Raw genomic sequence first — 9,707 nt, forward strand, 5'->3', positions numbered from 1 at the left:
CCCTTTCCGGTCTTTGTGAATCATCGGCATCGGGTTTACCTCCCGGCCAGCCGGTAATGGTATGCTGTATCTGGTTAAAAATATCAATATTGATATTGTATACCGGGCCCTGCTCCACGGCCAGCTGCGCCATACCGTGGTTGTTGTAATCCTCCTCGGTGAGCTTCAGTACCGGTTTGCCGATGGTATCGGCCAGCCAGATCACCGCTTTCTTGCGCAGTACCTTATCATCCCAGGAACAGTCTTTTACCAGCCAGGGGGTATCAAAGCGGGTCAGCTCAGAAGCTGCTGCTTCGTCCAGTACAAACTCTACGTTGTCTGACAATTGCAGGTAAGTGGCTGGTACCTCGCCCGACATTTCGCCTTCCACCGCTTTCTTGATGATCGGGGCCTTCTTTTTGCTCCAAGCCATCAGGATGATCTCCCGGGCCTTGAAGATGGTACCGATACCCATCGTGATGGCTTTGGTAGGCACATTGGCCTTGCCGCCAAAATCACGCGAGGCATCATTACGGGTCAGGTCATCCAAAGTCACCAACCTGGTTCCCGAGTTGGGGGCCGAGCCCGGCTCGTTAAAACCGATGTGGCCCGTACGGCCGATACCCAGGATCTGCAGGTCCAGTCCGCCCAGTTCTTCGATCTGGTGCTCATAGTTCAGGCAGAAGGGTACCACGGCATCCTGCTCCAGGGTACCATTGGGTATATGAACATTGGCCCTGTCAATATCTACATGGCTGAAGAGGTTCTCGTACATGAACGTTACGTAGCTTTGGGCCGCGTCGGGCTTCATGGGGTAGTACTCATCCAGGTTAAAGGTGATCACGTTGCTGAACGACAGTCCTTCCTCGCGGTGCAAACGCACCAGCTCGGCATATACCCCGATAGGGGTTACACCGGTGGCCAGCCCAAGCACGGCTTTTTCGCCCTTGCTTTGCTTACCGCGGATCAGTGCCGCTATCCTTTGAGCTACCGCCACCGAGGCTTCCTGCTGGTTGCCATATACGCTTACCGGCAGCTTCTCGTACCGGGTCTCTTCCAATAAATTTAATCGGGCCATGAATATTGATTAATAGGTTTATGAGCTTGTTCAAAACAAATATATCAGATATTTATAAAAAGCCTCACCTAAACGGCGAAGCCCTCATGAAATAATCCTCGCTAAAGGGATAGCTATGAAAATCGTGTTGTTTATTGACTCACCCGGTCTACGCTTCGCTGGACCGCCCTCTCTTCGCTTGCGGCGGAAAGAGGGCAAGGAAAAAAGGATAAAGAGGAAAGAAAAAAATTTCTCACCCTCTTTCCAGCGAAGCTGAAGAGAGGGTCGTACAGCGAAGCGTTGACGGGGTGAGTCATTTGTTTAGGTGAGGCTTTTTTGTAAACCCGCCAACTAATAGTAATTTAAACCCATGTTATCGCTCAATAAAAATTTGCAAAAACTGGTTGATATCGCTCAAAAAACAACCAAAACAGGTATTGGCCTTATGTCTGGTACTTCGCTTGATGGCCTGGATATAGCCTTATGCAGCTTTACGGGCAGCGGCCTGCAAACCAGTTTTAAGTTGCTTCAGTTCGTTACCATTCCCTACCCTCAAAGTTTTAAGGACGAGGTTCAGCAGGTGTTTGCCCGCAAAACAGCCAGCCTGGAGCAGGTTACACTACTTAACGCTTTTATAGGTAATTATCATGCCGAATTGGTATTGGAAGCACTTCAAAGCTGGAATATAGCACCCGACACAGTTGATTTTATAGCCAGTCACGGACAAACCATATACCATGCCCCAAAGCGCTTACACGGGCAGCAAAACTTTCCGAACGCTACCCTGCAAATTGGCGACGGCGACCATATAGCGATAAAAACAGGCATCATCACCATCAGTGATTTCAGGCAGAAACATATTGCCGCTGGCGGTGAGGGCGCACCATTGGCCTTATATGGTGATGTACTTTTGGTTAGCCAACCCGGCCAAAGCAGGATTTTATTAAACATTGGTGGTATTGCCAACCTCACCTATTTACCCGGCGATAGTGACGCATCTAAAATTTTATGTACCGATATTGGCCCGGGCAATACCCTGATTGATGCTGCTTGCCGTAAATATTTTGATATGCCTTATGACCCCGATTCGGCTATTGCCAACCGGGGCAATATAAACGAAGCTTTATTAACTGCTTTGTTTGATCATCCATTTTTTACAGAGCAGCTTCCCAAAACTACCGGGCCCGAATTATTTAGTTTAGCGTATGTAGAGAAGGCTCAGACTAAGTCAGGCACAACAAACATCAGCAATGATGATCTGGTGAGTACCCTGAGCGCGTTTACAGCTACATCTATCATCAACTTTATAAAAACCAATATCATAGTTGATGATCTTAACATATTTGTAAGTGGCGGCGGCACCAGGAATCCCTTTGTGATGAATCACCTGAAACAGGCTTTTACTGATACTCCCATTGCTGATACCGGCGAACTGGGTATTGACCCCGATGCTAAAGAGGCTATATTGTTTGCCCTGATCGGTAACGAAGCCCTTTGTGGCGAGCCTGTTGCCATAGGCAATAACCCTGCCGTGTTAATGGGGAAGTTTAGTTTTGGAGGTTGAGCACTGATTGTAAAGTTCAAAGCTGGTCAGGCTTTATTGAGGAAATAATGTTAAATTTGTTATTATTGAATGAGTTTTGATATGACAACAATAACAATTGATATTCCTGATAATAATACCGAAGAGGTATTAGCTCAATTGAAAAAGTTGGGTGTTAAAGTAAGAGAATCTAAATTAGCCGAACTGGACAAGCTAACTAAAGAAGATTATCAGAAGCATTTTGCTCACCGTGCAGAAGTTACCCGTAATAAAATATTGAAGCATTTATGAATATCCATCAAAGGGATATTGTAGAGATTGCTTTTCACACCGGAAATAAACCTGAGGCTCATCCTGCTTTAGTAGTATCTGTTGATGATATTTATGAAAGTGAAGGATTTTTTTATGCTATTCTGCTTTCTACCAAGAATATTTTTCCTGAATTCACTTTTGAGATAAAACCGGAAATGATCAATAACCCGCGCAATCAACGTGCTGGGTTTGCTGTTTGCCATATGGTACAACAATTTTATCCGGAAGATGTAATTACGCGCACTGGCGCTTCTTTAAAACTGGATGTATTCAGAAATGTGATTAATAAGGTTCAGGAAGTAGTTTTTGGGATATAATATATCACTTGTTATTTCTCCCCCAAACAAAACCCACAATTCCCTACTTTTAAGTATATGCTGCCATTACTTACCGCTACCCAAATACGTGAGGGCGATGCTTATACCATCGCCAATGAACCTATCAGTTCTACCGACTTGATGGAACGTGCCTCCAAAGCCTTTGTAGGCTGGTTTATTAATCACTTTCCGGATAAAAAGAAAGCCATCAGTTTTTATTGCGGCACAGGTAACAATGGCGGCGACGGATTGGCCATAGCCCGCCTGCTTAATCAGCATGATTATAAAAAGCTACATGTTTATGTAATGCGCTTCAGCGATAAGGCCACGGACGACTTTAACGTGAACCTTGACAGGCTAAAACAAACTGACATCCCTATAACGGAGATCAATAAAGGGGGCGACCTGCCGGATGATCATAGCAACATCATTATTGATGCCCTGCTGGGCAGCGGCCTCAACAAACCTCTTTCCGGAGATTATGAGCGGATAGTAAAGCATATAAACCAACTTAAGAGAACCGTAGTGGCGGTTGACGTACCTACCGGTTTTTTTTCGGAGGGAGAAATTTTGCCAGATGCTACCGCGATCAATGCCGACCTGGTGATCACTTTTCAGCAAGCCAAGATCAATTTTTTACTGCCCGAATCGGCCGCTTATATCGATTGCTGGGAAGCGGTGAACATTGGCATCAGCGAAAAATTTATACGATCATTAAACTCCCCCTATCAGTTTATAGAGGAAAAAGATATTCGCGGGATGCTAAAACCCCGGCACCGCTTCAGCAATAAAGGCTCTTATGGCCATACGCTGATCATTGCCGGGCAGGCCAAAACTATGGGCGCGGCATTGCTCAGCGCCTCTGCTGCGGTACACACGGGAGCCGGACTAACTACTGCCTGCGTGCCCGAAAGCGGCCTTACTGCCCTGAACAGCTACCTGCCCGAAATTATGGCCATCGTAAGAAATGAAAACGAGTTACCCGAAATAGACTGGGAAAAATTCAGCTCGGTAGCTATAGGCCCTGGTTTGGGTAAAGGCGATGATGCTGTCGCCCTGCTATCAGACATTATCAAAAACTATAAAAAACCTGTGATCGCGGATGCTGATGCCTTAAATATCCTGGCCGAACATCCCGAGTTGTTAAAACAATTGCCCGACGGGAGCATCCTAACGCCCCATATGAAAGAGTTTGACAGGCTTTTTGGCAAGCATACAAGCTGGTGGCAACGGCTGCAAACCGGGCTTGAGCAAGCCCAAAAACTTAATATATATATTGTTTTAAAAAACGATTATACCATAACCCTATCGCCGGATGGCAAGGCTTATTTTAATTCGACGGGGAATCCTGCTATGGCTTCTGGAGGTATGGGCGATGTGCTTACCGGCATTATAGCGGCGCTGCTTGCTCAAAAATATACGCCTTTGCAAGCCTGCCTTGCCGGCATTTACCTACATGGCAAAGCCGGTGATGAACTGGCACTCCCTAACCGCCTTAATGTAGTTTTACCCGGAAAGCTTGCCACCCAGCTCCCGCTTACTATGGCAAAATTAATGGCATAAAAAAACGGTTGTAAGTATCGTACAACCGTTTTTATTAACTATTAACTGATCTTATAAAGAACTAAATACTCAAATTCCGGGGTTAGATTTATATGATATAGATCATGTTTTTAACCTAACTAATACTAAGACGCACCAAACGCCTATTAGTTACAAAAAAACGAATAATTGATTGAGATTATTATTAAATAACTGTTAAATAAGCTAAATGCGGCCATTCAAATTTCGTAATTACCTAACAATCAACAGAAATATTTTGACCGGAAAATTAATATACCTTAAGATAAAAAAAGGAATAAGCTAAAAAAAGAAGTAATTGTATTTAGAACTTCCCTAATACCATCATTTGATCCATAGTGGGGTTTACACTGCCACCTTTGGGCTCAAGCGTTACAGCAAACGCGTCGGCACGGGCTATAGATTTCATTTCTTTCATATCTATAGAATCGGCGGCGGCATCAAAAACACCCAGATCAACAGGTTTACCACCTACCAGGGCCCAAAGCTGGTATTGATGATCTTTATCATTTTGTGGCAATTTGACATTTTTCATATCAATCATCACTTTTTGATGAACCGGACTAAACGCCACGGTTACAGCCATTGTTGGGTTTTTAGGCGTACCTTCTAACCTAAGCAGCTTGAAGGAAGGGTCACGGAGAATGCTCAACTCCCTATCCATCAAATTTACCCGGTTACTAAAATGTTGATTTTGCAATTGCAACGTAATAAGCTGCGTATTTGATTCCTTTAAGCGAGAGTACACACTGATGAGCGCCACACTACTGGCCACTAACAGGGCAAGGCTGGCCGCAAAAGCGTATTTATAAAAATTACTCTCCTTACGCGGAGGCAGCGGAACAATATTTGTTTTATGCGGCTGCGCTTTTTGCGGAAAATTATTATCATCGCCAAAGTTGGTGAGGATACTGCCTAATACACGGTGTCGCAAATTATCTGAAGGTTCAACCTCGTTTTCTTTTGCATATAGCTCCATCGAGCGCTCTATAGCATCCAGCTCTGCTTTTATAGCCGGATGTTTTAAAGCCATCTCCTCCACCTGCAGCCGTTCGTCAGGGGTTACATCCCCCAAAACGTAAAGCTCCAGAATGCCCGATTCAATATATGCTTTTATATCTTCCACTACTTCAATTAAAATGTTTTCTGAGTTGCTGTATACCCATTCGTAACCGTGTTTTAATGGTACCAAGCGGAATTCCTAATTCATCAGCAGCTTCAACATGCGTGTAACCTTTAAAATATACCAGATCAATAATTGATTTTTGCTCTGGTTTTAAGGTCTGAACCAAGTCTTTTACCCCCATCAACTCAGGTTTGTAAACCGTATTATTTTGTTCGTCAATGGAAGTTACGTTATTTTCAATCTCCTGGTTTTTATTCTGGTTCTTAAAATCTTTTGATCTGATCTTATCAATTGCCAGATTGCGGGCAATATTGATCATCCAGGTAAATAAGCGGCCTTTATCGGTGCTGTAACTTGAAAAGGAATGCCAGATTTTTACAAAAGTTTCCTGTAAAACATCCTCGGCAATAGCAGTATCATTAACAATGCGTGAAATTACTCCATATAATGAAGCCGAATACATATCATATAAAGCCTCAATAGCAACCTTTTCATGGTTCCTAAGCGAAAGAACCAATTGCTCTTCTGTCAGCGATATTTTATGTTTCTTACTCAACGACGTGAATATATAAAGGAATTATGATATTATTATATATCAAACAGATGTTTTTCTGCATGATAAGATGAACGCACCAGCGGCCCGCTCTCTACGTATCTAAAACCCTTATCTAATCCAAATTGTTTTAACCGTGCAAATTGATCCGGGTGAATCCAGTCAATTACCGGGTGGTGATTGCGTGTAGGCTGTAAATATTGGCCTAAAGTTAATATATGAACGCCCGCGGCAAGCAAATCGTCCATCGCTTCTAAAATATCGTCTTCAGTTTCGCCCAGGCCAAGCATAATACCCGATTTGGTGCGTAAACCAGCGTCAGAAACATGTTTCAACGCCTCTAAACTTCTGTCATACTTAGCCTGTATACGCACTTCTTTGGTAAGGCGGCGTACAGTTTCCAGGTTATGTGATACTACCTCGGGGCGGGTTTCCAGAACACGGGCCAGGTTATCCCAGTTACCCCTGAAATCGGGCAGCAGGGTTTCTAATGTAGTTTCTGGACTTTCGCGGCGTATAGCGTTTATAGTTTCGGCCCAGATGATCGATCCGCCATCTTTCAGGTCGTCGCGGTCAACCGAGGTTATTACGCAATGTTTTACCTGCATCAGTTTTACAGAGGTAGCTACACGGTTGGGCTCATCAACATCAACAGCTAAGGGCCTGCCGGTTGCTACGGCGCAAAATGAGCATGAGCGGGTACAAATATTACCCAATATCATGAAAGTAGCGGTGCCGGCTCCCCAGCACTCACCCATGTTAGGGCAGTTACCGCTTTCGCAAATGGTATGCAGTTTATGTTCATCAACCAAACCGCGTACATGCGCATATTCTTTTCCAATAGGAAGCTTAACCCTAAGCCAATCTGGCCTGCGTTGAGGCTGTTGGCTAACAGCAGGAACTACCGGTAATTCAATCATGGTACAAATGTAATTAAAAACCAAATAACCATTTAAAGGCCATATGGTAAGTTTTACGAAAAAGAGACAAGAAACTTCGGAAAAGAGCCAAGAGATAAGAGCCAGGAACCAAGACCAAGCTGTTATTGTCATTGCTGTAAGCGCAGCGCAGCAATCGCAAACTGTACAGGGGAAACCTGCATAGTTCGCGATTGCTTCGTCGTTCCTCCTCGCAATGGCAATTTATAATATGCCTCGCAATGATTCGCGTGTTAACTCTCTTCTATCTCAATAACAAATCGAGATAAATAGTTACTCCCTCTATAGAAATTTCCTGAAACTTTTAGCTTAATACAGACAGCGCCTCATCAACGGAGATCTGCCCGTGCGATTGGTCAAGCACACACTCACCATCTTTGATCAGCAATAGTTGGGGTGATTCGTGATGAACCTGGAATACTTCTGCAACCTGTTTTGATAAGTCACGGTAGCTGATCAGGTCTAAAAAATAAAGGGGCATATCTGCAGGCAGATCGTCCCAGTCAAGCTCAAAGCGTTTTTTAGCCATCATGCTGATAGAACAGCGGGTACTATGTTTAAATATAAGGCTGTAGCCCTGGTGTTGTTTTATACTGTTTAATTGATCTGCCGACTCCAACGAAATCCAATTCATAAAATATAATTATATAGTATACAGTGTTATAACACAATTATAACACAAAAACCGCTCATGAGTTTAGGTGAAAATAAAATATGACAAATTTGTGTTAACGGCGGCTCTTAGGGTATGAACCATAAGCCGGACATAATTTATTAGAGCATGATGAAACCACACTACCAATTGCCAGAGCCACAAGCGCTATGTAAATAAATTTTTTCATTGTTATAATTAAACAGTTTTACGTTAATCAGCCATTTAATGTTTCGGCAAGGCTGGCCATTTTAATGGCTGTAATAGCAGCTTCATCGCCTTTGTTACCATGTTTACCACCGGCACGATCAATAGCCTGCTGCTGGTTATCGGTGGTTAATACACCAAATATAACAGGTTTTGAATATTTTATGGCAACATTGCTTACTCCATTTGCTACCGCGTTGCAAATAAAGTCAAAGTGGCGGGTTTCACCTTGTATCACGCAGCCCAGGCAAATTACGGCATCCAGGTTACCGCTTTTCAACAACAGGTCGGCGCCCGAGGTTAGCTCAAAGCTTCCGGGTACAGGGTAAGTAAAAATATTTTCGGGCAGCGCGCCATTGTTTACCAGGCTTTGATAAGCACCCTGGTACAGGGCATTGGTAATTTCGGCGTTCCATTCGGCCACAGCTATACCAAACTTATAGGGTGCGGCTGATGGTATTTCGGTATTTGAAAAATCAGATAGATTTTTTAGATGAGTAGCCATGTTTTATTTCGGATTTGGGATGTTCGATTTTATTTTGATTTCGGATATCGGAAGTTCGATTTCGGATTTATTGGAGTTTGCAAATTGATTTAAATGCTATTTAAACAAAAAATGTCCGATTCTGGATTTAATGGCTCTGTAAGTCAATAAATCCGAAATCGAACATCCCAAATCCGAAATCAGGATTATTGTTTTGCTTCGGCGCGAGCTATGTACTCGTCAATATTTTGTGCTTCGGCACTTTCAGGATATTCTGCTTTTATCCTTTTGTAAGTTTCGCCGGCGTTTTTGTTATCTTTTTGTTCTTCGTAAACCAGACCTAATTTTTTCAAATAAAGTGGTGATAAGAATTTATTTTTTGCTTTATCGATAGCTTTATTATAATAAGTAGTGGCTTTGTCATAGTCTTTCAACTCTACATAAGCATCACCAATACCACCAAAAGCTTCGGCAGCGGCCATGTTATCATCGCCACGGTAGTTGTTCAGGTTATCAATGGCTTTGCTGTATTCGCCTTTGTTTAAGTAAGCGGTACCTAAATAAAAGTAAGCCAGGTTAGCAGCCTTAGTATTGCTGTATTCACTGATGATTTTTTCAAAACCAGGGTAGCTGGCGTCGCCTTTAATGGCTTTGTCCCAATCTTTTTTAGCCCAAAAATCCTGTGCAACGTGCATTTGATCAGCAGCGGTTATTTCGCGCGGACCTAAATAAAGTTTCAGATACAACAGATAAATAGCAATAAGGGCAATAATGGCCCCACCTATAAATAATAGGCTTTTTTGATTCTCGCGCACGAAGTTGCCGCTCTGACCTAATTTGGTTTCTGGTGCTGCAACTTTGGTATTCGCCTGGATTTTTGACATTGTTGTTACAAAATTAAAGTTTGCAAAGTTACGGTTTTCATAATTTCTGGCAATACCTTTTAAATTAAATAATT

At 43.2% G+C, this 9,707-nt stretch carries 11 protein-coding genes; 4 read left to right on the top strand and 7 right to left on the bottom strand.

The genetic code is table 11. The features are described from left to right. Window positions 1-1,057, bottom strand: a 1,057-nt coding sequence (gene nagB, locus AAGC65_RS22400; protein WP_343114698.1) for a glucosamine-6-phosphate deaminase, incomplete at its 3' end; no start/stop codon positions are given. 349 nt (window positions 1,058-1,406) lie between these two features. Here nagB and AAGC65_RS22405 point away from each other — a divergent pair. The 4 genes from AAGC65_RS22405 (at window position 1,407) to AAGC65_RS22420 (ending at window position 4,771) form a co-directional block, all read left to right on the top strand. After that, on the top strand, window positions 1,407-2,600 hold the full coding sequence (locus tag AAGC65_RS22405; protein WP_343114699.1) for an anhydro-N-acetylmuramic acid kinase: 1,194 nt from the start codon (window positions 1,407-1,409) through the stop codon (window positions 2,598-2,600). Between the two features lie 81 nt (window positions 2,601-2,681). After that, window positions 2,682-2,870: a hypothetical protein gene (locus AAGC65_RS22410; protein ID WP_343114700.1), complete on the top strand. Its 189-nt coding sequence runs from the start codon at window positions 2,682-2,684 to the stop codon at window positions 2,868-2,870. After that, a complete protein-coding gene (locus tag AAGC65_RS22415) occupies window positions 2,867-3,208 on the top strand; it encodes a type II toxin-antitoxin system PemK/MazF family toxin (RefSeq protein WP_343114701.1) in 342 nt (113 codons plus the stop codon). The genes AAGC65_RS22410 and AAGC65_RS22415 overlap by 4 nt, the downstream gene beginning before the upstream one ends. Before the next feature lie 57 nt (window positions 3,209-3,265). Continuing rightward, window positions 3,266-4,771 carry an NAD(P)H-hydrate dehydratase gene (locus AAGC65_RS22420; RefSeq protein ID WP_343114702.1) on the top strand — a complete coding sequence of 502 codons (1,506 nt, stop codon included), beginning with the start codon at window positions 3,266-3,268 and terminating at the stop codon, window positions 4,769-4,771. Window positions 4,772-5,093: 322 nt separating this feature from the next. Here the strand turns inward: AAGC65_RS22420 and AAGC65_RS22425 are convergent, their stop codons facing one another. From AAGC65_RS22425 to AAGC65_RS22450, 6 genes are all read right to left on the bottom strand, one after another. Further along, complete coding sequence (locus AAGC65_RS22425; protein ID WP_343114703.1) at window positions 5,094-5,915, bottom strand: anti-sigma factor; 822 nt, start codon at window positions 5,913-5,915, stop codon at window positions 5,094-5,096. A gap of 4 nt (window positions 5,916-5,919) precedes the next feature. Beyond that, entirely contained in the window at window positions 5,920-6,471 is a 552-nt protein-coding gene (locus AAGC65_RS22430; protein ID WP_343114704.1) for an RNA polymerase sigma factor, read from the bottom strand. Window positions 6,472-6,503: 32 nt separating this feature from the next. Continuing rightward, the gene (lipA, locus tag AAGC65_RS22435; RefSeq protein ID WP_343114705.1) at window positions 6,504-7,388 is read right to left on the bottom strand and encodes a lipoyl synthase; all 885 of its coding nucleotides are present in this window, start codon (window positions 7,386-7,388) and stop codon (window positions 6,504-6,506) included. Between the two features lie 322 nt (window positions 7,389-7,710). Next, window positions 7,711-8,040, bottom strand: a complete 330-nt coding sequence (ytxJ, locus tag AAGC65_RS22440; protein WP_343114706.1) for a bacillithiol system redox-active protein YtxJ — start codon at window positions 8,038-8,040, stop codon at window positions 7,711-7,713. Between the two features lie 235 nt (window positions 8,041-8,275). After that, entirely contained in the window at window positions 8,276-8,770 is a 495-nt protein-coding gene (gene ribH / locus AAGC65_RS22445) for a 6,7-dimethyl-8-ribityllumazine synthase (RefSeq protein WP_343114707.1), read from the bottom strand. A 185-nt stretch (window positions 8,771-8,955) separates the two neighbouring features. Further along, the coding region (locus tag AAGC65_RS22450; protein ID WP_407940700.1) for a tetratricopeptide repeat protein at window positions 8,956-9,707 on the bottom strand (752 nt) is incomplete at its 5' end.

This window comes from Mucilaginibacter sp. (genome assembly GCF_039207105.1).
Taxonomy (GTDB): Bacteria; Bacteroidota; Bacteroidia; order Sphingobacteriales; family Sphingobacteriaceae; genus Mucilaginibacter.

Excerpts from the sequence above, each read along its gene's own strand:
- AAGC65_RS22405 (WP_343114699.1), top strand. The coding sequence starts at position 1,407 with ATGTTATCGCTCAATAAAAATTTGCAAAAACTGGTTGATATCGCTCAA.
- AAGC65_RS22410 (WP_343114700.1), top strand. The coding sequence starts at position 2,682 with ATGACAACAATAACAATTGATATTCCTGATAATAATACCGAAGAGGTA.
- AAGC65_RS22415 (WP_343114701.1), top strand. The coding sequence starts at position 2,867 with ATGAATATCCATCAAAGGGATATTGTAGAGATTGCTTTTCACACCGGA.
- AAGC65_RS22420 (WP_343114702.1), top strand. The coding sequence starts at position 3,266 with ATGCTGCCATTACTTACCGCTACCCAAATACGTGAGGGCGATGCTTAT.
- lipA (WP_343114705.1), bottom strand. The coding sequence starts at position 7,388 with ATGATTGAATTACCGGTAGTTCCTGCTGTTAGCCAACAGCCTCAACGC.
- ytxJ (WP_343114706.1), bottom strand. The coding sequence starts at position 8,040 with ATGAATTGGATTTCGTTGGAGTCGGCAGATCAATTAAACAGTATAAAA.
- ribH (WP_343114707.1), bottom strand. The coding sequence starts at position 8,770 with ATGGCTACTCATCTAAAAAATCTATCTGATTTTTCAAATACCGAAATA.